This window comes from Georgenia faecalis, from assembly GCF_003710105.1.
In the GTDB taxonomy this organism is placed as follows: domain Bacteria; phylum Actinomycetota; class Actinomycetes; order Actinomycetales; family Actinomycetaceae; genus Georgenia_A; species Georgenia_A faecalis.
Genome location: NZ_CP033325.1, coordinates 1452726 through 1477110 on the forward strand (window position 1 = coordinate 1452726; position 24385 = coordinate 1477110).

A 24385-nucleotide genomic window follows, 5' to 3' on the forward strand; every position below is an offset into this window, starting at 1 on the left:
GCGACCAAGAAGAGTTGGAGCATCAGAGGACCTTGCCGGCGCGTCCGGGCACCGACCGGCGGTGTGGCGATGAGCGACGGCCCACCAGGCTTCGAGGAGGACGACCGTCTGCGTTCGGACTTCATCAGGAGACTGACGCTGGCGCAGCTTGAGCGTGACTACGACTCGCCGGGGCCAGCAGATGGAGTAGGCGCAGAACCTATCCCGAGGACGCTCGTGCGGTACTGGAACGATCCGGACGACGTCCCCGCAGACGTACGCAGGTGCCTGCGTAGTTGGGAGGTGCTCCGCGACGAGGGGCTCTCGATCGAGATGTTTGGTGACGCCTCAGCGAGGAAGTACATAGCGAAACGGTATGGTCGCAGAGAGATTGCAGCGTTCGACCGGTGCCGTCATCCCGCGATGCGTAGTGACTATCTCCGGCTGTGCTACGTGCTCGCTGAGGGAGGGCTCTACGTCGATGCGGATGACGTGCTGGTAGGCGAAGGGTGGCGAGAGGTCTTCCGCGACCACACGCTGAAGGTCCAGCCGCTGTGCTACGACATCAGCATCGGTGGCATGGTGTCGGCGGAGCAGCTTAGAAGACCTGATCTTTCTACTGAGGGGCGGATTTTTTATGTGAACAACAACCCGATAGCCGCGCCGGCCGCCCACCCAGTGCTGCGGCGAGCGCTCTCGCGTGCGACAGACAGGCTTCTAGGCGAGGATCCAGCTCCCGAAATCCAATCAACTACCGGACCTGGAAACCTGACGGCGTCGCTGGCTGCTCATGCTAACGAGAGGCAGAACGCGGGGGCCCAGCCGGACTTTTCGCTGCTCCTCACCTGGGACGCGACGGCAGAGCCTTGCTGGGACTTGGCCTACCGTGCAGACGCTCGGAATTGGCGCAACATGGATGCCTGGTAGAACGGCCAGATGAACCTCAGCGATGTTGCGACTCCCTTACAGGCTATCGCGTTCCGTACCTGGCGCGCACTGACCGTTCTATTGCCAGGTGGGCGCTCTAGTGCGTTTGGCCGAGGAGCCGATCAGATCGGTGCAATCCTGGTCGTAAATTTGGATAGGCAGCCAAGTCGATGGACTCGAGTCTGCGCGGAACTGCGTCGATTCCGGACGTCTGATGGCATCCGCTTGACCTCCATCACGAGACGACTAGCGGCCATCGATGCTCGTGACGGTCGTGCAGTCGCAGCGACCGCCGACGTAGATCCGATGTACCGGATCGGTGACCAGCTTTATGTACAGCCAGACGCTCGCCTCGCGCATTCCTTCGCGGCGTCGGAGCCTGTGCGGATGACTCGCCAGGAGGTGGCGGTCGCGCGGTCACACGTGGAGGCCTGGAAGGAGGTGGTGTCGGGATCCCACGACTTCGTTCTCATCCTTGAGGACGATGCGTGGTTCAAGCCCGGCGCGAGAACTGCCATCGATCGTGGATGGCGCGCGGCCCTCGGTCGGTTTGCGGACAACGAGCGCCCGCAACTCCTCTACCTGTCGTACTCAGATGCTGGCGGCACTGCAGTGCGGCACGAGGTGTGTGCGGATCTGTTCCGCCCCGTGCGAGGCCTGTGGTTTCTCTCGGGGTACGTCCTCTCCCGCGAAGGTGCAGCGGCGCTTCTCCGAGCGATGCCAGTCGTCGGGCCCGTGGATCTCTGGATGAACTACCGGTTCCCAGAGGTTAAGGCGCTTGCGCTCTCGCGTCCGGCGATCGCTCAGAGGCACGACGTGACATCTGACAACGCATATTCGATGATGCCGTTTCTGGCTCGAGCGGGCATTGTTGATGGGGTCTCCGAAGCTAAGCCGACCGGCGGAGCTGTATGCGGTCCGGTGCTGGCGTGGTCGGGAGGTAGGGAGAACGAGTGTCTCGCTATGGCGCTCTCGATGCTTGGAATGCGTGTGCGTGCCTTCGATGGTCATGAGGTTCCGATGGATCATCGTGAGCTGTCGGAGGTCCTAAAGACTTTCGATGCCCTCATCGATCCTCCATTAGCTCCGGCGGCGCTTACTGCTGCTGCAGCCGACGATCGTTTCTTATGGCTGCGGGAAGCTGATGCGCGCGCCCCGGATGTGGTCGACTCATTGCTCCTCCCGCCACGTCGTTCTGCAGTCCTTCGTCTCAATGACCAGGGCGGAGGTACTTGGCGCGACATTTGCTCTCTGCTCCAAGTCTCCGAGCCGGTCGCCCCGTTCCCGTCTGGTGTTCCGCGTGAGTTCCGCATGTTTCGCGACGGTCGATTGCCCACAGATCTAAATGTCGAGGCACCGTCCCGGCGCGAAAGCATGCCCATAGACGATTCGCCGTGGGCTTTACCGACGTCAAGCAGATGGCGGCCGTCCCGAAAGAAGGATTCAATCCCGAATAGCAGCGGATGTGTCGTGGTTGAGGCGACCATGTCGGAGATATCGCCAGAGTTCCGCGTGCTCACTGAAACGTTCCCTGGAAACCTGTCGTCGTTCGCGGCGGGGGGCCTCGAACATCGCGAGGACGGCGTTCGAGTTGTGATCGACGTCTGTAAAGGGGAGGGGCGACCCTATCAATCTGGCGCGTTCGTCAGCGCTCGGTCCTTCTCCTATGGGCGCTTTCAAGCACAAATCCAGGCCGTCTCGGGTTCGGGACTCGTAACGGGTTTCTTTCTTCATCGCGGCTCCCCAAGGCAGGAGATCGACATCGAGTTCGCAGGTTCCGATCCTCGGCGGATGCTGACCAACGTCTTCTTCAACCCGGGGGATGAGGGCACAGAAATGGACTACGGCTACCGCGGTTCTCCCTGTTGGATTGATCTCGGCTTCGACGCCACTGAGGGAGTTCACGAGTACGCCATCGATTGGAGACCGGACCGTGTGACCTGGCTCGTCGATAGAGCGGTCGTCCATGAGCGAGCCAGTTGGGACCCGACCCCGATTCCTCATCTAGCTATGCGTGTCTACGGCAATGTGTGGGCGCCGCGTTCTGAGGAACTGGCCGGAAGGGTAGATGAACGTGCGCTCCCCGCATCCGCCAGCTTCAGGAACGTGGTTGTGGCCGACTAAGCAACATGAAATTGGGCGCACAGGGCATGGTCAGGAGACGGGTTCTTCTGGGCGGAAGGCGGTGGGATTTCTGGTCGCTCTCGTGAGCCTTCCGTGAGCCGAACCTGCACGCGAGAGAGCGCGGCACCGGGTCGGTGAACACTGCCGCGCCGGGCTCGGCCGTAAGACCGGCCGTGAAGAATGGCGCGGCTTGAGGACATCGCCTAGGGCATTCAGGCGTCGACGTGACCCCAATGGCAGCGATCCGAGCCGGTCGTGTCCGCGTCGTTCACCGTCGCATTCCGGAGGTCTCTTATCGGATCAGTGGAGCCGATCCGATACGCGTCCGGTCGGCTCCACTCCTCTGGCATGTGAGGCGGGTTCCGGGACTGCGTGCGCGCGGCCATCCCTCACCGGGTCGTGGGAACCAGCGAACGTAGGAAGCGGTCGCGGCCGGCCCGGGACTGGGTGACGGCGGCTACACCCCGCGCGCTCGGGACTCCCCTGCAGGCCCGTTGCGAGGAGTGCGGTCTTGAGTTCAGTGCGCGGCGGCGTGACGCTCGGTACTGCTCGACGACCTGCCAATCTCGGAGCCGGCGGCGCGTCGCACGCCGGTGCGCGAATTGCCGGAAGCCGCTGCCGTCGTCCATGCGCTCCAACGCCCTGTACTGCTCCGGCCGCTGCAGGCAGAAGGCACACCGCGCCCGGGCCAAGATCTCGGGTGGCTCGCAATGATGAGCATGTGCGTGCGTTACGCGGGGGAGTCCTACACCTACTTGCTGGACTCGGTCACCACCGACCACGGCCGCTCGGGTGTCAACCCGATGACGCGCTATTACGCGACGCATGGCACACCGCCGGGGACCTGGCTGGCCAGCGGGCTCGCGGGACTGGACAAAGGGCAGGGGCTCGCACCGCGCAGTTTCGTGACGCCCGTCCAGATGGAACGGCTCTTCGCCAACGGTGCCGATCCTGTGACTGGCGAAGCGCTTGGCAGGTCCCCGCACGTCTACGCCGCCGACGCCGAACGGCGCCGTCCCGTCGCAGGCTTTGACTCCACGTTCACGGTCCCGAAGTCGGTCAGCGTGCTTTGGGCGCTGGCTGATGCCGGTACGCGGGATGTGATCTATGAGTGCCACCGGCAGGCGATCACCGACGTCGTGGCTCTGATCGAGCGTGACGTTGCCCGCACTCGGATCGGTACGAACGGCGTCGCGCAGGTCGAGGTCAACGGGGTGATCGCGGCGGCGTTCGACCACTGGGACTCGCGCGAGAACGACCCCAACCTCCACACGCACGTGGTGATCGCCAACCGGGTCCAGGCCGCCGACGGCCGGTGGCGAACTCTCGATTCTCGCGCGATTCATCGCGCGGCCGTGGCCATGTCCGAGCGCTACGACACCCTCCTGGCCGATCACCTCACCCGCCGGCTCGGGCTTGCTTGGGAGTACCGGGAGCGTGGACCGCGGCGCAATCCCGCCTTCGAGCTGAGCGCCATCCCGCAACCACTCCTCGACTGCTTCTCGCAGCGATCGGTGTCCATCGATGCCGAAGCAGACCGCCTCATCGAGCGGTACCAGAGCGACCACGGCCGCCGGCCCGATGCACCGACCGTCCTCCGTCTGCGCCAGCAGGCCACCCTCGCCACCCGCGGCGCGAAGGAGGTCCGCAGCCTCGAGGAGCTCACCGCCGAGTGGAGAGAGCGCGCCGACACCGTTCTGGGTGCGGAGTCGCTCGCGTGGACCGGGCGCGTTCTCGCCGACCCTCGTACCCGCCTTCCGGACCCGCCCCATCCTTCGGCGTGGGCAAATGAGGCCGCCACCGCCGTGCTGGCTGTCCTCGCTCGGAAGCGTTCGACGTGGACGGCGTGGAACATCGAGGCGGCGGCCGCCCGCGCGCGCAAGCCACACCGGTTCGACACCGCGGACGAGCGCGACCAGGCCGTCGCAACCGTCGTCGCCGAGGTGGAACGACGCTCGGTCCGCCTCACTCCGCCGGAAGCCGCGCCGACGCCCGCGGAGCTGCAGCGAAGGGACGGCACCAGTGCCTTCCGTGCTTTCCGCGGCGAGGTCTACACCGCCCACACCACGCTCGACGCCGAGGCGCGACTCCTCACCGCTGGACGTGATCGGAACGGACCGGTGCTCGACGTCGACCATCTCGACCAGGGCGGGCTGTTCGGTGACCAAGCCTCCGCGGTCCGGTCCATCGGCTTCTCGTGCCGGGTGCTGGACGTGCTGGTCGGTCCGGCCGGCTCGGGCAAGACCCACACGCTCCCGCGCTGCGAGCCTCCTGGGAAGGCACTCACGGGTGGGGATCCGTTGTCGGCCTGGCGCCGTTGGCCGCGGCGGCCGAGGTTCTCGGAGCCAGTCTCGGCGTGGAGACCGAGAACACGGCCAAGTGGCTCGTTGAGCATGACGCCGAAGCCGAGCGGCGGCGTCGCCTTGCCCGCGCGCGCAGCATCCTCCCGGGCACGGTGACTCGGGGGAGTGTGCGTGAGGTTGCCGCCCACATCCAGCGGCTCACCCAAGAGGTCGAGCGGTGGCGCTTCCGTGCGGGGCAGCTGGTGATCATCGACGAGGCCTCCCTGGCCGGAACCGCAAGTCTCGACCGGATCGTTGCCTGCGCGGGAGAGGCCGGGGCGAAGGTGCTCCTCGTGGGGGACTGGGCCCAGCTGTCCGCCATCGACGCGGGCGGCGCCTTCGGCCTCCTGGTCCGTGACCGCGGCACGGGAGCACCCGAGCTCGGCACCGCCCGCCGCTTCAGCCACGCCTGGGAGAGAGAGGCAGCGGCGCTGCTGCGGGTGGGCGACCCGGACTGTCTCCGCTTCTACGAGCACCACGGCCGGGTCCGCGAGGGGGACCACGACGACATGGTCGACGGCGCCTACGCGACCTGGCGCGTGGACGAGCTCGCCGGGAAGCGATCCCTGCTCATCGCCGGCGACGGCGACACCGTTCGCGCGCTCAACGAACGCGCGCGCGCCGAGCTCGTCGTCGCTGGCCGCGTCGTCCCCGACGGCAGTCGCTTGCGCGATGGGCTCTTCGCAGGCGTCGGTGATCGCGTCGTCACACGCCGCAACGACCGCCGCCTCACAGTCGGGCCAAGGTGGGTGAAGAACGGCGACACGTGGATCGTCACCGCCCGCCACAACGACGGTGCCTTGACCGTCAAGCGGCCCCGCGGTGGGCCGAGCGTCACCCTGCCCGCAACGTACGTCCGTGGGCACGTCGAGCTGGGGTACGCCACCACGGCGTTCCGCGCCCAAGGCGCAACCGTCGACACAGCGCACGCGATCGTCACCGGCCCCGGCCTGACACGCGAAGTGCTCTACGTGATGCTCACCCGCGCCCGTGAGGCGAACACGGCCTACGTCTGCACCGACCGACCCGTCGAGCCCCTCCATGGGTTCTCTGAGGCACCCACCACAGGTAGGGGTGTCTTGACGAGCGTCATGGAACGTCGGAGCCGCTCTCTCCGCACACGAGACGAACGAGCGGGAACTCGACGAGGCAAGCTCCATCCGCACCCTCGCCGCCGAGTACGACACCATCGCCCAACTCGCTCAAGCAGAGCGCTGGACTGCACTCCTCACCCGCGCGGGCCTCGCCCCCGACCAAGTCGACGCTGTCACGGCATCGGGCGCCCTCGGTGCCCTCGGAGCGGCGCTGCGCCGCGCCGAAGCACGAGGCATCGCACTCGAAGACGACCTCCCGTTCATTATCAAGCGGGCGGACACCGGCGCTGAGGACCTCGCCGCCGTACTCCACGAGCGTGTCGACCGCTGGACAGAAGCGTCGCCCCCTGCGACCACCGCGGCCGCCGCGGCAGATCGCCTGATCCTCGGCTTCCTCCCGGTTGCCACTACCGATGACGCCGCCATGGCGGCAGCGCTGACTGAACGTGCGCGCCTTATGGAACTGCGCGCGGAGCTCCTTGTTGAGCGCGCTCGGGCTGCAGGCTCGCCATGGCTTAGGCACCTCGAGGAAGACCTCGGCACCGCGACGGATACGGTCCCGTGGTCTTCAGCTGCCCGAATGGTCGCCGCTTACAGGGAGCGCCATCAGGTCAGCGACCCCGACCGGTCCCTAGGCCAGATCGACTCGGCGGCCACCCAGCAACGGCGCGAAAGCAGGATGGTCGGCTTCGCCTTAGCGCGGCTCAGCGAGCCGCTTCCGTCGGATGCGGGGCGGATTACGCAGTCGGGCGTCGCGGCCATGTCGACCCAACCAGATGCGGGCTCGATCGGGCGGTAGAGCACAGGGCGCTGGCAGCCGCAGATCATGACGCAACGTCACGAGCCGCCGCGACGATGTCGCCGACGATCATCGATGAGGCAACGGCGGGCAAGTCCCAGGTAGTGGTTTAGCGCTCCGTTGTCCTTCTGGATAGTTCAGGCGGTGAGTGCGGGTAGGTGGTCGGCTCCGATCTCGGGTTCGGTGCTGAGTATGAGGTTCATGCGGCAGCGGGCGACGACCTCGAGGCCGAGGTAGCGGCGGCCTTCCGCCCACTCGTCGGTCTGCTCGGCCAAGACCGCGCCGACGAGACGGACGATGGCGTCGCGGTTGGGGAAGATCCCGACTGCGTCAGTGCGGCGCCGAATCTCACGGCTGGGGCGTTCGGCAGGGTTCCACCCCGCCGGCATGGGCGAGCCGCCGCGTGAGCGACTGCGGCCCGCGCACCGGACGGCCATGAGCGCTCTCGACATGGCACGCCAGCCCCGCCGCCCGGCTAGCAGGCGGCCAGTTCGCCGCGCAGGCAAGGCCGTCTCCAGCCTCGTCGACGCGGTGGCCGGCTCACCGCCGCGGGCCCGCGGGCTCGTGCCGGGTATCGCCGTGAGTGACGACAGTGCCATGCCGACCGAGCTCGACGCGGCGGTGACGTCGGTCTCGCTCACCCTCATTACCGGCGTCTCCGGTGTCACCGCTCCTGGACCCCGTTGAGGCCGGCCCGTACGATCGCGGCTGTGACGCTGGTGATGAGTTACATCTGCGATCGGTTCGCATTGCAGGTCTCTGATCGTCGCCTATCTCGCGGAGGCTCGCCCCTGCCAGACGAGTACAACAAGGCCGTGGTTTGGTGCGCTCATGCGCTGGTGGGCTACACCGGGTTCGCCTTCGTGGATCGGCGTCAGCGGAGCCCCCAGGACCAGGTGGATGAGTGGATTGTCGAGACGCTGTTCCGCCGCAAGAACATTCGCGAGGTCATGCAGGCGCTCGAGCAGGAGGCGCCGACGTGGGTGAACGCAATGCCTGGTCCTTGGCGACCACAAGCCTTCTCCCTGGTGGGGTGGGCTCCGCAGCCCGACGCCACTGTGCGGCCTTTCGCAGGGCTTGTCTCCAACTTCCACGGAGAACGGGGCGAAATTCGGGCAACTAGTACCGAAGAATTCTCGCGGCGAGTGGTGTTCCCACCACCTGGACAGTGGTTTATGTCGCAGGTCGGCGAGCCTTTGCTGCCTAGTGAGCTCCGAGCCGTCAAGGGTGGTCTCCGGCGACTGGACGCTCAAGGGGCTGGCCCCGACCGTGTGGCGGACCTGTTGATGGCCGTGCTAGCCCTCGTGTCGTCGCGCGCAGCGGGCAGGGTCGGCACAACAGCGATGGTCTCGTGCCTTCCTCCTCCCGAAATAGAGCCGGTGGAGGCAGTTCTTCTCACTGAGCGGCGGGGACGGCCTACGCTGCACCACCCCTCCTTCTTTTACAGGGGCCCCGATCCGGATTCCGTCACGGCCTTCGGTCCGCACCTCGTATGTGGCGAAAACGCATGGTCTGAGCCCTCCGTCGAGTACTTCAACGAGAGTGGCAGCGACATGCGCGTCAGCGCGACACTCCGTGGACCGAAGGACAAAGCGGAGGGACGGGGTACGGCGCAAACCAATATGCCGAACGCGTAGTTCAGGACGCGACGAAGCCCCGCCACGGGGACGTGTCGCTTGCTTCGTCGCGTCCGACCGGCCACCAGAAGGTCGCCCCACGTCCTCGCTGGCCTCATCACGCTCGCCGTCGTCCTGGCCGCGTGGGTGCTCGCCGGGCCAGCACCATCGGGCGCTGGACGGCCGAGGCCTGTTCGCCTTGATTCTGGGCGCCGCAGCCCTCGCCACTGTCACGCTCGGCGACAGGTAGCCAGCGAGCGCGTCCCGCTCCTCAAGCACGTCACAGGCGCCAGGCTGAGGCTGACGAGGAGCCTGGGGAGGTAGCCCTCTCGCGCGGGACCGCGCGCCGGCCCCTCGTGGCCGTCTGCTAGGAAGGACGGAGCGCGATCGAGGGCCGGCAAGGTGCGGTCGGCGGGGAGGAGGATGTGGCGATGAGTGCGCAGCCCGTGAAGGATTGTGTGGAGCCCGAGTGTGACCGTCCGGGTGCGTTCCGCACCAGGAGCAGGCCCACATGGTGCGATGAGCACATCACCGCACTGCTTCACCGCGCCGGGCTTGAGCCACTCGAGCCGTTCCCCGGCAAGCCCGCGCTGTACCGGCTGACGCGCTGCCTGACGTGCGGGTGCGAGGCCCACTACCGGCTCGAGTACGTCCTCGACCGGAACAGCATCGGCGAGCCGACGTGCCGTGCGTGCTACTGGCGCGACTGGGCGGGCAATCTGCGAGTGAGGCAGGCTGGCTACGCCGACCTGAGCCCGGTCCCGCGCGAAGAGGCGGCCGCGCACGCTGAGCTGCATGGGTTCGACTACCTCCGCCCGCTCACCGAACCGTCACTGCAGGACGACCCCCACCACGTCCGGTGCAAGCACTGCGGGCACCTCAGCGCGCAGCGCCTGGGTGACATCGGCTTTGGATGCTCGTGCCAGGTGAACGCCAAGAGGAGCTCCGCCGCCCGGCGGGAGAGCGAGACGCCCAAGCCGCCCGCCCTGTTCAAGGACTCCGGCGTGCCTGCGGTCCAGTGGTGGGACCACGAGCGCAACACGGCGGAGGAGTGGGCCACCACCCGGCCCAGGGCACGTCGAGAGGTGTGGTGGAGGTGCCCCGAATGCCTCGACCCGTTCCAGGCGCGAGTGCTGGACATGGCGAACTCCGCGCAGTGCCCCGTCTGCGAGCCGAAGCGCCGTGCCGCGTACCAAGCGCAGTACGAGCGGTACAAGCGCACCCCGGTGGCCGCCGTTCCCGAGCTCGCCGCGGCGTGGGCGGACGACGCTGACCCCGCGACGGTGCCGGTGGCCGGGGAGTGGAAGCTGCGGCGGTTCCGCTGCCCCCAGGGGCACCACCCCAGGATCTCCCCGCTGACCTACCTCGAGTCCGGGTGCCCGCACTGCCGCGCCCGACGAACCGCCGAGGAGAAGCTCGCCGCCCTCGAGGTCGACCCCGGCGCCTTCGGCATGAACCCCGAGATCGCTGCCCAGTGGCACCCGACGAAGAACGGGAAGCTGAGCGTGGAGCGCACCTCGCCGACCTCACGCAGGACGGTGTGGTGGCGGGAGGAGAGCTGCGGGCACGAGTGGCAGGCGACACCCGCCGACCGGGAGAAGGGGCAGCGGCTGCGGTGCCCGCATTGCCGCACGATCCTGGACTCCCTCGCGTACCACTTCCCGCTCCTGGCGACCCAGTGGGCGCCGGAGAACCCTGTGTCGGCGTGGCATGTGCGCCCGACCGCGGTCCTGGCGTTCCTGCCGCGGTGGCAGTGCCCGCAGGACTCGTCGCATACCTGGCAGTCGCCCGTGGGCTCGAGGACTGTCGGCTCCGGCTGTCCCATGTGCAAGGAGGCCGGCAAGTCCGCCATCGAGCTTGAGATGCTGGAGGCCGCACGCTCCCACTTCGGCAACGCCACGTCGGGACGCCCGCTGCGGGACCAGGCCTTCACGGCGCGCTCGGTCTGGCACCCCGACATCACCGTCGAGCTGGCGTCGGGGCAGACGCTGGTGATCGAGTACGACGGCGCCTACTGGCACTCGGACAAGGCCGAGGTCGACACGGCCAAGTCGCGCGACCTGCTGGCCGCTGGGTACCTCGTGATGCGCCTTCGCGAGCACCCGCTCCCGCCTCTAACCATCAGCTCCGAGCGGTACGGCGAGGCCGTCGTGTACGCGAATGCCCCGGACCCTCGAGGGGCGGTCGAAGATGTGGCGCGGTGGGTGCGTGAAGCGACGCGGAAACGCTGACAGGACTTCCGAGGGTCCGCGTACAGACGCACCAGGGAGCTCGGTCAAGCACACGTCGTCCAGCACCCGATGTCCGCGGGATGTCGCACGCGCAGTGGAGCGCCCAACAGTGGGCGCACCGCTCTGGCGTAGGGCGTGTTAGCGGCATGGCCGGACGCCGGTGTCGCGCCCGGACGGCGGCTGTTTGTTGCTCGGGGCTGGCTGGCCGGTCAGGCTCGGGTAGGTGCTCGGGCCGGGTCGCTCTGATTGCGGCTGCCCACCGGAGGGTTCGGTGTGGCTCTTTCATGGAGTGCGTCCGGGCCGGGCACCGCAGCGAGGGTGTGGCTCACGAAGGGTCTGCTCTGCTCGAAACAGCGTTGCCCGTCCTCGCCCGTGGCGTCGGTCAGCCCTGGCCGGCGCTGGATTCTCGAGGTGGAGGACGCCATGCAGAAAACACAGAACGAGGCGCTGGTCGCCGGTGACGTGGTCATCATCGGGGTCGATCCGCACAAGGCGTCGGTGACGATCGAGGCCCGCGATGCCAGGGAGGTCCTGCGGGCCACCGGCGAGTTCCCGACCACGAGAGCCGGGCACGCCGCGATGGTCAAGGTCGCCCGGCAGTGGCCGCGGCGGGTGTGGGCGGTCGAGGGTGCCCGCGGTGTGGGGCGTGCGCTGGTCGCGCGGCTCGTCGCGAGCGGGGAGCGCGTCGTCGACGTGCCGGCAAAGCTCTCGGCTCGTTCCCGGGTCTTCGACACCGGGCAGGGCCGCAAGACCGACTCCCACGACGCCCACGCGATCGTGATGGTGGCGCTGCGCGACAAGCGGCTGCGTGAGGTCGTGATCGACGAGGACCTGGAGGTGCTGCGGCTGCTGGTCGATCGCCGCGACGAGCTGGCCGCCGCGCGCACCCAGGCACTGAACCGGGCGCACCGGCTCTTCGCCGAGGTCACACCGGGTGGGGCACCGACGAAGAAGTCCATCGCCAAGTACCAGGCACTCCTGGCCGGAGTGCATCCGAGGGACGCGGCTGGCCGGGTTCGCCGGCGGATGCTTGCCGAGGAGCTCACCGAGGCCCGCCGCCTGGACGTGCGGGTCAAGGAGCTGACCGCTGAGATCAAGGCCGCCGTCCTGGCCCGCGGGTCGTACCTGATGGACCTGCCCGGGATCGGCCCTGCGGGTGCCGGGCGGATCCTGGCCGACGTGGGCGATGTGACCCGCTTCCCCTCCCGGCACCACTTCGCGTCCTGGACCGGGACCGCACCGATCGATGCGTCCTCCGGCGCCCACCAGCGCCACCGGCTGTCCCGGGCCGGGAACCGGCGGCTGAACCACGTGCTCCACATTGCCGCGACCGTCCAGATACGCCACGACGGCACCCTCGGCAAGGCCTACTACGACCGCAAACGAGCGGCCGGCAAGCGACCGCTCGAGGCGATGCGGTGCCTGAAGCGGCGGTTGTCCGACGTCGTGTACAGGCAGCTGGTCAAGGACGCCCTCGAGGCCCAGACAGCGACGATGAAGGCGGGCCCGGGAGGGCACAGCGGGGCGACTCTTCAATCCAGCGCGGCCGGCCTGCCCCCGCACACCGGCACTTCGGATCAGCCACTTCCCGGACCCGCGACCACCACGCTAGACCCCACGCCGACCACCCGACAGGTCCCCATCCCCACCGGTTGACAACCGGCGCAACAGAAGGGAGCCATGAGCGCGCACCGGACGCGACGCGCGACAACCGCCGTAACGGTCTGCGTGCCGCCCCCTTGCTGGACGTCCGGCGCGACGTCCCGCATGCGGCGCGCGATCCAGAGACAGAAGCGGTCATCTCGAGGTTTTGTCTCCATGGGTGGCCCGCGGACGCGTCTCCCGGCTCCGCAACATGGACTCGTCGCGCTGCGAGCGCAGGGGTGATCCACGGCGCACGCGGAAGTACGCTCGTCCGCGTGGAGGGAGCCGAGGAGACATCGTTCGAGATGTCGGGGGAGATTTGGGATATTGTCGACGGTCGCGCTGTCAGTCGCGACACGGAGTCGTGGGCCGCGGTTGCCTACGTGCGCGAAACTTGGCCGCTCTTAGGTAGGGCCCGGTGGTGCGGCGATGTACTCCACGGCCAGTGGGACGGCTCGACCGTTCAGGTCGCCATCGACTGCCCGCTTTGCCACGAGCAGCACCACCACGGCGGATCATTGGAAGACGGCCGATGCCATGGGCACCGAGTCGCGCACTGTCACAGCCGTTCAACAGCGCCATCCCGACGCGACGGATCCGACCTCAGCGGGTACATCCTTTTCGACGCTCGGCGCTATCGCGTTGTGTCCCGCCGCGGGGATCAGGCGTTTCGGCTCGTCGGGCCGTGGCCCGGCCACCGTGACCCAGCAGTGGAGGCCGCCCAGGGCGCTGTAGCCGCCCGTGACCTGGATCAGGCTCGCCGGCTCCTAACCGATGTCCGTCTCCCGCCGGCAGCAGTGCGCGTTCTGTACGAGGGCATGGGGCTAGGCACGGGTCGTAAGGTGGCGGTCATCAAGGCAGTGGCCTCGCACCCACAGGCGTCATCGGAGATTTTGAGCGACATCGCCAATAGCGGACCCGAGTCTGCAGAGAGGCACCTTGCGTCCAACCCTCAACTCGAACCAGGTCTGGCGAACCAGCTCGTCGGCGACCGCATCTCCGCCGGCGCCACGCAGATAGCCCTTGCGGCCAACTCCGCCGTGACCGCTGACACGCTCGGCTGGCTCTCCGAGATCGCGACCGGCTTTCGTGGTGGCCCCGAGAGCCGCGACCCGAAGTTTGGACGAACGATTCTGCGCCATCCTCAGGCGGATCACGAGGTGATCGGCTACCTCGCTGCCGTCCCGGAGCTTGCGAGGGAGATCCTCCGTCACCCGCTTTGTGACTCTAACACCGCGAATACTGTGTTCGAGGCGTCCATTGAGCAGTTCCACGAGGGCGCGCAACTGAGATTTCTGCGATCAGAGTTCGCCGACGCTTACTACGCCGCCCGCCTACTGAGTGAGGGTTCTGAGGTTGCCGCCAAGGAGGCAGCGCGCGTCATTGCGTCTCGGTGGCACGCGCAGATTGACGACCTCGGTCTGGAGGACTGGTCTCGGGACGAACTGCTAAGAATTGGCAGAAGCAGGAAGGGGCCCCATGCGATCCCCGAAGCGGTCCCGACGCTATATCGCCACTTCGACGCGAGCGGCGAGCTGCTCTACGTCGGTCTCACCGTCCGGCCGGCACTTCAGCGACAGCATGAGCATCTGAAGGGCAAGGCGTGGTGGAACGAGATCGCCAACATAAGCATGGTGCGATTCGACACCGTCGAGGAGCTGGAAGTCGCCGAGGTGAATGCCATCAGGTCCGAACAGCCGCGCTACAACGTCACCCACAATGGGCGGCGGGACCGCTGAGTAATGATCCAATATGCCTCGACAGGGCTGCCCAAGGAGTGAGCGTGAGTGAAGCGGGAGGCAGACTCGGGGCGCGGGTGCCTGAACGCGCGACGGGACTCTCATCCGATCTCGGCAGTACCGCGAGCCAGCAGCGCGACGTCCACGCCGCGCGCGATCCGCGGCATGAGCGGGCACCGGACGCGGCATGAGGTGGAGACGTGGCCGGTGTCGGTGTACCGCTCGGGCCTCTACCGCCGCTACATTGCGCTTGCGCCTTCCAGTCTCGCCAACTCGAACTCCAAGTTGGTGGATATTTTCTCGAGGATCGCCGGGGCGTAGTTCGAGACCTGCTCGAAGGTCCAGACCGTCTCCATTGACGCTCCGTGGTAGTTCCGCAAGTGTTCTATTATCCAGATACGGTCGCTCTGCGGGAGTGCTGTGAAAGGATCGTTTGTTCCGTAGTCATGCATAGACGAGAGGTGGATAAACGCACAGCCGAAGCGATATACGTTCTGCGTCCAGCCGTGAAGGTGCTGAGCAAGGTCCACCATGTCGCGATCCCTGACCATCCTCTGCTTTCCTCTTGGCGTGCGAGCAGTCCAAGGATGTCCCGTTGCTGACGATCGGAGGAGGAGGGCGCGCTCCTCCGGATCCCGATGCAGCAGGTAGATCACCCTCACCAATGAGTCAAGCTCTTGTCGCAGGAGGCCCATGGCCACGGATCGGAGCCCGAGCGTTGACACCGCCGGCATAGCCTTTTGGATCTCAGTTGAACGCGCGCGCACGAACCTGCAAAACGTCTGCAGGTCGGACTGCGCCTGATCACTGTCGGGCTGTTCGATCGTGCTCACCCACCGAGCCTACAGATGCGTCGCTCGTCGGTTGGGGGCCGTGTCGGCGCGCTAGACAGGACGCGTCCGCCACACTGGCTGCGGCATGCCTGCACTTGGACCTCCTCGTCGCCGCACCTCTGCTCAACCCTCAACTCGGGGTCTACATCGCGGAGCATTCGACCGTCACACACCAGAGCGGACCAGCTGGATGAGTTGCATGCCTGACTTTGAACGATGGCGTCCAAGTCGATCGCTTGAAACGGCTAGTCGAGAGCGGCAGAGCCCGGTAGTCTCTCGACTGCCTGTAGCTCAGTTGGTCAGAGTGCCCGGCTGAAACCTGGGAGACGCGGGTTCAAGTCCCGTCAGGTCCACACAGGGGCTCCCGGCCCTCGGCCGGGAGCCCCGGTGTGGGGCATCGAGTCGGCAGGACGGGCGTCGTTAAGCTGCGCTGAGGCATGCACACTCGCCGATCAACATGCAGGACGTGCTTTCGCCTTAGCCGTCGAAGCGAACGAATGCTCGCAGAGTGCCAGCCTCGTGGCCTCGGGTCTCCTGGTATACCAAGGATCTGGAGGAGGCGCGTTGCCGGGCTCGTCCTCGGTCTGCAGACCCTTGCCCCGCCAGCGTCGACTGTCCCTCTTCACTGATCGAGCCGTTGAAGGTTGATGCTGATGCTGATGCTGATGCTGATGCTGACGCTGACGCTGCCACACGCTCGCGAGCGGTTGGCGAGGAGGTGCATCGCGACGCGATCCACTGGCCAGGTGAGGGCCTTGCCTACTTCTAGCGGGACGCCCCAGGTCATCGTCACGAGACCATGCTAGGTGTCGCAGTCTTCGTGGTCGAAGGCTCAACGGCACCTCGTTTCGCTCAGTGGCAAGGAACTGCGTGATCGAGCACCGACCGCGTACGTGCGCGCGGGATCTCCATACCGGTTCCCGCGTGCCGTATGACTACCTGAAGACGTCAGCGAAGGTGTAGGCGAGCGACAGCGCTTCCTGGTTGCCAGCAGCGGCGAAGGTCGCGAGCAACCGCCGGAAGGCGTCTGCGCCTACGGCGTCGAAGAGCACGAGTGGACGCTGCACGGTGAGCAGTCGTTGTAGATACGTGACGACGATGTCGCCTGCCAGAGGATCACCTGCGTAACTGCTGTCGGGGGGCACCGCGTCGGCGACTGCCTGCAAGGCGCTTGCCTCCTTCAGAGGTGCGAGGAACACCATCGCTTTGACGGCCGGGTGCACGCACTGCGGCGCGTGCGTCGACGCGCACCTGCTCAGCACCGGCATCGCGAGGTCGGCGAAGCCCGCGTCAGGCACCGCGAGCTCCACTTTCGGATCGCGCCTACTTTCGAACGCGCCACTCGCAAAGTAGACCTGTTGCGCGACCTCGCGGCAGATCAGCACGGCGCCCTGAATCTCGGCGAGCTGGGCTTCCGTCAGGTTCGACGCCGCCAACGAGAGCTTCCCTGGATCGCGCCCCAGGCGCGCTGCCGAGGCGTCGGCGGCCGACCACAATAGCGCGAACGCCCGCGCTTGTATTCCGACTTCGGTCCCAGCGAGATACCGGCGGGCCGACTTTGCGAACCGCGAGACCGCCATGGGTCGAGTCGGCGCCTCGTCACACCATCGCTCGACGGTTGCGGACGCGAACGGTGTCCTCGCCACAACGGCGAGATACGTCAGCAGTTCGACCGTCACGTCGGCGCCTAAGTCGCCATCGCCGGGGTCGCCGCCCTTGTGGAGCCGTGCGAGCACGTCGTCCACGACCGCCGGCGCGGCCGCGGCCGCCAACTGTCCAAGAAGGACCGAACGCACGCGCTCGTCTTGCTCGGCGAGCACGAGATCGCCGACTGTTGACGCTCTCTGTTCCTCGTCCTGGTCGGCGTAGATCGCTAGCACGCCCTCGGCCGCCCGCATTCTCACGCCTGGGCTGTCGTCGTGGAGCCCGGCCGCGACTGCGCCGGTGATCGCGGCGGCGTCATCGCCCGAGCGCCAATCTCGCCGGGCGAGTAGCGCAACGAGGCCGCCGATGGCCGCGTCACGGACTCCGGGGCTCCACGCGATCACTGCAGCAGCCCGCCGGTGTCGCTGTTGGCGGCGTTCAGGAGCACGGCTGCTACGCGCTCGCCTACCGGCGTTCCGGGGCTGACCCGTGGGTCGCAAGCTAGAGTCGCCGCTGCGTCGACCAGCAACAGAGCCAACCTCGGATGCACCGTCGGGCACTCCGCGAACACGATGTCCGCGACTTCTTCGAAGGTCTCCAGCAGCCGGCGCTTGTGCTCGGGCCGCTCGTCGCGGCCGTTCCTAGTTGCCTGTAGTTCGTCGCTTAACAGGTCCACCGCGGTGGCGACCGGGGACGGAAAGGCGACACCCTCGGCAGCGAGCGAGTCCACAATCGACCAGGGCGTGAAGGATGCCTCGACTTGCAGGCGCGGTTGGACCTTCGGCGGGCCTTCAGCGCCGAGCTTGCCGAGCCGACCCACCAGCTTCGACGAGGTGATCGTGCCGGGACGAAGGCATCCGAGCAACGCGTCCTTCTGCCGCGGGTACCCGCCGTTCGCGTCCATCAGCGAGTGCGCGCGCAGCACCGCCGCCTGTAGGCGCGAGGCAATGGCCGGGTCGTCGCCACCTTCGTCCGCGAGCGCTGCGAGCAGACCCGCCGCAGCGGCATGGGTTTCGGGGTGGCCAAGCAGCGCCCCGGAGTCGAGCGCGTCGAGCAGGGCGCGACCCAGCGCGACCGAGTTGGCGGGCGAGGCCATCAGCGCCGCCCAAGCTGCCGCGTTGTGCAGCCGGCCGACTAAGACAGTCACAGCCGGTACCGCGTCGCCCGCATTCGAGGCGCTTAGCGCAGCGCCCAGGCCCGTCGCAATCTTCTCTCCCTCCCCCCGAGCCGTCATTGACATGTCCCTGCCGTACCGGAGGTACCCGGACGCCCCATGGGCGAAGATCGGCCACTCGCCGTCCTCGAACTCATACGCTTCGTGCTCTGCGAGGTCGCAGAAAATCTGAGTCGCCGTCTGCAGGTCAGCAGCACAAATCGCGTCGAACGCCTCCGCGAGCAAATACGCGCCGTGCTCCGCCTGCTGCCGACGGGTCTCGTTCAGCGACAGCACCGGGCCACCACCGAGACTCACCTGCTCATCACGTGTTTCTTCGAACGTCAGCACCGCGCGGGCGGTCTCGCGCGCGAGCTTAGGGTCCACGCTGGCGAGGCCCTCGACCGATTCCGCAAGCCACGTCAGCACGGTGCCGCCCCACTCGCGCATGGCTGGCTCGTCATCGAGCATCCGCCGGACCGCATCCCGCGCCGCCGTACTCATCTTGACCGCGCTCGGCAGCTGGCGCGCTGCGGCGCCGGCGAGGCTTTCCATCTGCTTCGGGTTTTCACGGCACGCGTCGAGCAGCGCCACGAGAGAGAGGCAGCGGTCTTCGGCGCCAGGACCGTCTGGCTGCAACGGGAGCCGGAGCTGCAGACCGAGCAGGATGTCGGCGGCCAGTGCCCCGTCGACGTACGACCCCAACGCGTGATCGGCGAACCGCCGGGCGAGCGCCGCGAGGGCGACCGCCGCGACGGCAGCGTCGGGGAGAACTGCCGGGGCGCGCAGGCCACCGACAAGCCGGCGGACAAACTCCTGCGATGCCGACAGCCCCCCCGCCGTGCCCGCCGTGCCGGCAGGGGGCGCGAGCTCGCGCAGGTCGTTCCGGTCGCGGACAAGACATAGCACCCTCGCCGCGAATGCGAGCGACGCGAGCACGTGGTGCGATGCTGACACCTCCAGGCACAGCGGCCAGAACGCCCCGACAGCGCGGCGCTCCCACAACACGTCGGCGAGCAGATCGAAGCTCGGACGAGCGACCAGCGGTAGTGCCGGGTCCGCGTCGATCGCCTTGATCGCCCGCGAAGGATCGACCGGGTCGAGCAGCACATACAACGTCGTGGCGTAGTCGAACAGAATGTTGTGCGAAAACGCCAGAATGCGCCGACCGGTCGGCACCGCCCCCGGCTCGATTGCGAGGACGTTCTCGCTGAGCATCGCCCCGACTGCGGCGCTGTCGACGGCAGTTACGAGCGGCTCGGCTTCGATCGCCCGCAGCGACCGCTCCGCGGCCATATGCGCGCACAGCCGCGCGAGCAGCGCCTCCCTCGCGGTCTGATCATCGGCGCGGATTCGCTGGTCCCAGTACGCCTCGAGCAGACCGACGCGCCCCCGGACCGCGAGCAGCTCGTCCTGCTGCGACGCCGTTAACGTCTCGACGAGCACCGCGGCAAGCCGGAGGTTGAACGGGTTACGTAGCAGGGCACGCAGTTCCGGCCCTGCCTTCTCGAGCAACGACGCGAGCGCCAGTGGCGCGGTGACGGCCGCGTCGATCTCGTCGTCAGTCAAGTCCCCGACGACCAGGTGCCGCACGCCCGCCAGCCGCGGATCCAGCGCAGACTCGTCGGCCGACAGGGGCGCGCCTCCGAACGCGGTTCGCAGAGCATGGTTGTTCAGGGCGTCGAACGTCCGCGCGGACGCGACGACCTGCCACCGCGAACCGCTCAGGCCGTGGACTACGTCGCTGAGAAACTGGCGGTCCTCAGGGCCGCGCAGCGCGTCGACGCCGTCGATCACCAGCACGGCGGGGGGGCCCATCCATCCCCGCAGCACGGCCACAAGAGGGGCGTCCAGAGGCGCCTTGTTCGCCCCCGCCAGGTCACTCGCGCGGAGCGCAATTACTGGCTGGTCCGCCGCGCGCGCCGCGGCGAAACTTTGCGTGACCGAGGACTTCCCGGCGCCCGCGTCACCCACGATGAGCACGTTCCCGTCGCCAGCGTCGGCCGCCAACACGGTCGTCGCCTTGCGTGGGATGCGCAGCCCGCCCGGCACGGGAAGAGCAGCATCGCGCGCGAACGCCGCGAGATTCGCCGCTGACAGCTCGCGCAGCGTCTCGATGTCACCGGCGTACCTGGTCGGCGGCGCAGGGTGGACCCCGCGGCGGGAAAGCGCGACGCCGATGGAGGCGCGGTCGCGCCACTCGCGAGCCGCCGACGCCGCCTGCCCCTGTTGGACGAGAACGGGCCACGCGGCGTCCGCGTCCGCGGGCGACAGCCCCAGGGCGAGCGTCGCCACAGCGGCGGCATGCTGCGGCGCCCCCTCGCTCGCGTCGACGGTGATCACCCGAAGTGCTCGGAACAGCCCACGAAGGTCCTCGTTGTCGGCGGCGTTCCCGGTCGCAGCTTCCCACATCGGTTTGACGTGCGAGATGACCACGTCCAGCGCCTTGCGCTGCTTCACGGTGAGCTCGTGCCCGAGCTGCGAACCCGGCGGCTGCGAAGCCGCACGCGATAGCGCCGTCGGCAGATCCTTCCGCACCGTCGCCGGTGCCGTGCTGTCAGTGCACAGCACGAGCACGTCTCGCGCCGCGTCGACGGACCGGTCCGAGCCGTCGCGGACCGGCAGCCGTCCGTTCACGTACTGACCTACCACCTGCTCTAGCGCCTCCGCGAGCGGGCTGTCGGCGGCCTTCCCGAGACCGAGCCCCGCCTTGACCTGAAAGAGCGCGAAGCACCCGGTATCGGCCTCCACCGCCACGTCGTCCATCGCGAATCCGGTTTGCGCGCCGACACGCACTACGATTCCCGCAAGGTCCCCGGCGAGCAGCGGTCGCTCAGCGACCAAAGCCGCCGCGGCCCATGCGAAGACGCGGTTCTGCAGTCCGATGCCACCGGCCCCCGCGGCGCCGCCGGCCGACGCCGCCGATATCACCGAATCTCGCCGCCCGGCCATCGCACAAGTGCTCGGCTACCCATGCGAAAGACCCTACGCGAGGACGCCGACATAACTGCCAAAGTACAGCCGGCGCACACGCATCAGCGCGACACGGCCGGGGATTGCAGCACGGATATCGGGCGACCGGGACTGCTGCACGAACAGGTGACACCTGATCTGTGGTGCCCCCGGGTGCTGCTGGAAGGATGTTGACCGTGCCTAGACCCCATCCGAAGGAGTTCCGCGACGACGTCGTGGCCGTGGCCCGCCGTGGCGAGGCCCCGATCGCTCAGATCGCCCGGGACTTCGGTATTAGTGAGACCTGCCTGCGGAACTGGATCGCGGCCGCGGACGTCGAGGACGGTAAGCGTCCTGGTGTGACGAAGGCTGACTCGGCCGAGCTGCGCGAGGCGAAGAAGCGTGTGCGGTTGCTGGAGCAGGAGAACGAGATCTTGCGCCGGGCTGCGGCCTACTTCGCCCAGGCGAACCTGCCGGGAAAATGACGTTCCCGCTCGTGAAAGAGCTCGCCGCTGACGGGATCCCCGTTGCGGTGACGTGCCGGGTCCTCAAGCTCGCCCGCCAGCCCTACTACCGCTGGCTCACCGCGCCGGTCACCGCGCTCGAGCTCCGCCAGGGCCACCTCGCCAACGCGCTATTCGATGCGCACCGCGAGCGAGGGCAAGCTCTACCTCTGCGCGATCAAGGACGTCTACTCGGGCCGGATCGTGGGGTACTCCATCAGCGACCGCATGAAGTCACGCCTGGCGGTCGACGCGCTGGCCTCGGCGGTCGCTCGCCGGGGCGGTGACGTAGCCGGCTGCACCGTCCACTCGGACCGAGGCTCGCAATTTCGAGCCAGGCGCTTCCTGGCCGAGCTGCGCCGCCACGACCTGGTCGGATCGATGGGCCAGGTCGCCTCAGCCGGTGACAACGCCGCCATGCAGAGCTTCTTCGCCCTCCTGCAGAAGAACGTCCTCGACAGGCGCCGCTGGGCCACCCGCACCGAGCTCCGCCTGGCGATCATCACCTGGATCGAGAGGACCTACCACCGACGCCGACGCCAAACCCGACTCGGACGCATGACACCCATCGAGTACGAGACCATCATGACCACTCAGGCCGCACTAGCCGCCTGAGAACCACTGTCACCTGTTCGTGCAGCAGTCCCACCACCCGACACGTTCCCATCGCCACCGGTTGACAGCCGGCGAAACAGAAGGGAGCCATGAGCGGATGCCCCACAGCGGGTCCCCGCCAAACTCCGAACGCTGCGCGGCAGTGCCGAGCGTGCGTCCGCACTCCAAGCAGTGTGGTTGACCGCGCGGGAACTCATCAGCTTCAGTTGCCGACATCCAACCCGCGCCCGCGATCCTTGCGGTCGACCGCCGCTTTCCGTGTCCCCAGGACGCCGCCCGGTATACGTCCGGCACGCCAGAATGAGGTACCCACCCCGCCGGCTCCCATCGAGCGCGACGAAAGGCCGCCATGACCGCACAAGGCATCGACATTACCGCCTGAGCACCCGACAGATCCTGCGCCTGTCCGCATCGCTGCTCACCGAGCTCATTGCTCGGGGCGTCCTCCGCTCACGCAATGCCCCAGTCGGCGACCTGGCCGAGACGCTCGTGGCCCGCGCCTACAACGGCCAGCTGCCCGGCCGGTCGGAGAGATCTTGGGACGTGCGCACGTCCGACGGCCTCCGCCTGCAGGTAAAGAGCCGCATGGTTGGCCCGCACACCTCTGGCTCGCAGGTGTACTCGGTATTCCGAAGTTGGGACTTCGACGCCTGCGTATTCGTCCAGATTGACTCTCACACGTACGACGTCGTCCACGCCGCGGAGGTACCCGCCGCAGGCGTGCAACAGGTGGCCGGCTGGAGTAGCCACACCAACGGCGCCCGGGTGCGGGTTAATCAGCACCTGGTTGTCCTCCCTGGAGCGAAGGACGTCACGGCACTCCTGCGCGCCGCCCTCGACACCGTCGACAGCGCAGACCGTCCAAGCGTGTCGTTATCTCCGCCTGTAACACCTCCTGCGGGTGCCGGAGCATGCCTGTGCGGGTGCGAGCAGGTCCCGAAGCCTGGACGGGATTTCGTCGTCACGCACGACCGGCGAGCCGAGCTCAGGTGATCCGCGAGCACTACGGCAGCATCGCCGCCTGCGTCCGAGCCCACCAGGACGGCTGACCAGCGAGACGTGCACGTGGCGCGATCGCGCCGCGCGAGTCGGCGTCGAGCGGCCGCGCTAGATCGGCGGCATGTCCGGCGGTCGGAACTCGCTTGACATAGGCTCCTCGCACACCTTTAAGAAGGGCTGCACCGTGAGCAACATGGACGCTGGAGTTCTACCGCTTCTCCTGTGGCGAACATCGCAACTGTACGCCGCTGTCCATGACGAGGACGAGACGCCGGAGCGCCTGCCGAATGTGATCGTCAACATCTGTCCCTGGTGCGCAGCAAAGACTGTCGTCACCGTGCTTAGTGAGCGCGAGTTCGAGTTCCTCGGCAACGACACGCGGCGTGCGGCATGCCCGCTGTGTGGCTGGTTTGCAAAAGTGGATTTATACGTTGACGGCGAGAGTTGCGAAAAATTTGCTCCATGGGAAGAGACGCTCACCGTAGCCGAGCTTCGGCACTTCGATTATGCCAGTTCCGAAGTTGCGAGCTCGGAACTTGCCGGCTACATAAGAACGAATCCGCGCGCTCTCGATTCGCTACCGGCGCGCCGATTCGAGCAGTTCACGGCAGACCTACTGGCCGACCATGGTTACGAAGTCGCCTTAACGCAGCACTCGCGAGATGGTGGCGTTGACGTGTTCGCGGTCGACAGTCTCAATAGTGCGCCAATACTCGTTCAGTGCAAACATTCGCCTAAAGGCCGGACAATAGGCGTGTCTGCCCTGCGTGAACTTGCAGGCGTCTCAATTCACTTCGAGACACGAAGGGTGATGCTGGTCACGAATTCGGTGTTCAGTGTGCCGCTTGCACAGGAGGCAGCATCCTACCGGCGCCACGGCTTCGAAGTGAATCTCGCGGATGGCGGCTCGCTACTAAGGATGCTTAACGTGTACCAACCAGAACTTCCCGATCTTCAAGTGCTGACCAGCGTAGACCTCGAGGCGATCGCGCGAACAAATACGTCACTGATGAGCCGCAACGACTGATTCCAATGTGCGGGATCGGTGGCTCAGCGTGGTGACCTCTCAAACCGCCCAAGTGCACGAACGGCGTGCGAGCCAGCGGCCAGGCTCGCACTTCATCTGCTTCTTCGCATAGATGGACGAGACCACCCCCGTGCCATGGCTGCCTCTGTTGCTTGCGTAAGACT

Annotated in this window: 13 protein-coding genes, 1 tRNA gene and 3 pseudogenes; 12 read left to right on the forward strand and 5 right to left on the reverse strand. The window is 67.2% G+C overall.

Annotation, left to right across the window (positions count from 1 at the left end; all coding sequences use genetic code 11):
- Positions 1 to 69 precede the first annotated feature (69 nt).
- The 4 genes and pseudogenes from EBO36_RS06225 (at position 70) to EBO36_RS16030 (ending at position 6757) form a co-directional block, all read left to right on the forward strand.
- Entirely contained in the window at positions 70 to 906 is an 837-nt protein-coding gene (locus EBO36_RS06225; protein WP_122825490.1) for a glycosyltransferase family 32 protein, read from the forward strand.
- Positions 907 to 1293: 387 nt separating this feature from the next.
- Positions 1294 to 3030 carry a family 16 glycosylhydrolase gene (locus tag EBO36_RS06230; RefSeq protein WP_222928782.1) on the forward strand — a complete coding sequence of 579 codons (1737 nt, stop codon included), beginning with the start codon at positions 1294 to 1296 and terminating at the stop codon, positions 3028 to 3030.
- A 719-nt stretch (positions 3031 to 3749) separates the two neighbouring features.
- Positions 3750 to 4712: pseudogene (gene mobF / locus EBO36_RS16025) on the forward strand (MobF family relaxase); the annotation flags it as partial.
- 515 nt (positions 4713 to 5227) lie between these two features.
- Positions 5228 to 6757: an ATP-dependent DNA helicase gene (locus EBO36_RS16030; RefSeq protein ID WP_122823851.1), complete on the forward strand. Its 1530-nt coding sequence runs from the start codon at positions 5228 to 5230 to the stop codon at positions 6755 to 6757.
- Between the two features lie 645 nt (positions 6758 to 7402).
- Here the strand turns inward: EBO36_RS16030 and EBO36_RS06250 are convergent.
- Positions 7403 to 7639: pseudogene (locus tag EBO36_RS06250) on the reverse strand (transposase); the annotation flags it as partial.
- A gap of 336 nt (positions 7640 to 7975) precedes the next feature.
- Between EBO36_RS06250 and EBO36_RS15285 the strand changes: the two are divergent.
- The 4 genes from EBO36_RS15285 to EBO36_RS06265 all read left to right on the forward strand — a co-directional run bounded on the left by EBO36_RS15285 (position 7976) and on the right by EBO36_RS06265 (position 14495).
- A complete protein-coding gene (locus tag EBO36_RS15285; protein ID WP_164471379.1) occupies positions 7976 to 8902 on the forward strand; it encodes a hypothetical protein in 927 nt (308 codons plus the stop codon).
- Between the two features lie 410 nt (positions 8903 to 9312).
- On the forward strand, positions 9313 to 11112 hold the full coding sequence (locus EBO36_RS06255; protein WP_122823853.1) for a zinc-ribbon domain-containing protein: 1800 nt from the start codon (positions 9313 to 9315) through the stop codon (positions 11110 to 11112).
- Positions 11113 to 11535: 423 nt separating this feature from the next.
- Positions 11536 to 12768: an IS110 family RNA-guided transposase gene (locus tag EBO36_RS06260; protein WP_122825491.1), complete on the forward strand. Its 1233-nt coding sequence runs from the start codon at positions 11536 to 11538 to the stop codon at positions 12766 to 12768.
- 698 nt (positions 12769 to 13466) lie between these two features.
- Positions 13467 to 14495 (forward strand): GIY-YIG nuclease family protein, encoded by a 1029-nt coding sequence (locus EBO36_RS06265; RefSeq protein WP_164471380.1) that lies wholly within the window; start codon positions 13467 to 13469, stop codon positions 14493 to 14495.
- Between the two features lie 239 nt (positions 14496 to 14734).
- Here the strand turns inward: EBO36_RS06265 and EBO36_RS06270 are convergent, their stop codons facing one another.
- Positions 14735 to 15328 (reverse strand): hypothetical protein, encoded by a 594-nt coding sequence (locus EBO36_RS06270; protein ID WP_122823855.1) that lies wholly within the window; start codon positions 15326 to 15328, stop codon positions 14735 to 14737.
- A 283-nt stretch (positions 15329 to 15611) separates the two neighbouring features.
- On the opposite strand from EBO36_RS06270, the gene EBO36_RS06275 reads away from it, so the two are divergent.
- Positions 15612 to 15681 (forward strand) — tRNA-Phe (locus EBO36_RS06275).
- 269 nt (positions 15682 to 15950) lie between these two features.
- On the opposite strand, the gene EBO36_RS15290 is transcribed toward EBO36_RS06275, so the two are convergent.
- The 3 genes from EBO36_RS15290 to EBO36_RS06285 form a co-directional block, all read right to left on the reverse strand.
- Complete coding sequence (locus EBO36_RS15290) at positions 15951 to 16121, reverse strand: hypothetical protein (RefSeq protein WP_164471381.1); 171 nt, start codon at positions 16119 to 16121, stop codon at positions 15951 to 15953.
- Positions 16122 to 16263: 142 nt separating this feature from the next.
- Positions 16264 to 17376 carry a hypothetical protein gene (locus EBO36_RS06280; protein ID WP_122823856.1) on the reverse strand — a complete coding sequence of 371 codons (1113 nt, stop codon included), beginning with the start codon at positions 17374 to 17376 and terminating at the stop codon, positions 16264 to 16266.
- The gene (locus EBO36_RS06285) at positions 17373 to 21077 is read right to left on the reverse strand and encodes an ATP-binding protein (RefSeq protein WP_164471382.1); all 3705 of its coding nucleotides are present in this window, start codon (positions 21075 to 21077) and stop codon (positions 17373 to 17375) included. Before EBO36_RS06285 ends, EBO36_RS06280 begins: the two co-directional genes overlap by 4 nt.
- Positions 21078 to 21274: 197 nt before the next feature.
- Between EBO36_RS06285 and EBO36_RS06290 the strand changes: the two are divergent.
- The 3 genes and pseudogenes from EBO36_RS06290 (at position 21275) to EBO36_RS06300 (ending at position 24221) form a co-directional block, all read left to right on the forward strand.
- Positions 21275 to 22195: pseudogene (locus EBO36_RS06290) on the forward strand (IS3 family transposase).
- Between the two features lie 300 nt (positions 22196 to 22495).
- The gene (locus EBO36_RS15975) at positions 22496 to 23188 is read left to right on the forward strand and encodes a DUF6998 domain-containing protein (RefSeq protein ID WP_387967203.1); all 693 of its coding nucleotides are present in this window, start codon (positions 22496 to 22498) and stop codon (positions 23186 to 23188) included.
- 199 nt (positions 23189 to 23387) lie between these two features.
- Positions 23388 to 24221 (forward strand): restriction endonuclease, encoded by an 834-nt coding sequence (locus EBO36_RS06300; protein WP_244925405.1) that lies wholly within the window; start codon positions 23388 to 23390, stop codon positions 24219 to 24221.
- Positions 24222 to 24385 lie beyond the last annotated feature (164 nt).

What these genes read in the sequence shown, in the direction of transcription:
- EBO36_RS06225 (WP_122825490.1), top strand. Translation starts at nt 70, where the DNA reads ATGAGCGACGGCCCACCAGGCTTCGAGGAGGACGACCGTCTGCGTTCG.
- EBO36_RS06230 (WP_222928782.1), top strand. Translation starts at nt 1,294, where the DNA reads ATGACTCGCCAGGAGGTGGCGGTCGCGCGGTCACACGTGGAGGCCTGG.
- EBO36_RS06255 (WP_122823853.1), top strand. Translation starts at nt 9,313, where the DNA reads ATGAGTGCGCAGCCCGTGAAGGATTGTGTGGAGCCCGAGTGTGACCGT.
- EBO36_RS06260 (WP_122825491.1), top strand. Translation starts at nt 11,536, where the DNA reads ATGCAGAAAACACAGAACGAGGCGCTGGTCGCCGGTGACGTGGTCATC.
- EBO36_RS06285 (WP_164471382.1), bottom strand. Translation starts at nt 21,077, where the DNA reads ATGGCCGGGCGGCGAGATTCGGTGATATCGGCGGCGTCGGCCGGCGGC.
- EBO36_RS15975 (WP_387967203.1), top strand. Translation starts at nt 22,496, where the DNA reads ATGAGGTACCCACCCCGCCGGCTCCCATCGAGCGCGACGAAAGGCCGC.
- EBO36_RS06300 (WP_244925405.1), top strand. Translation starts at nt 23,388, where the DNA reads ATGGACGCTGGAGTTCTACCGCTTCTCCTGTGGCGAACATCGCAACTG.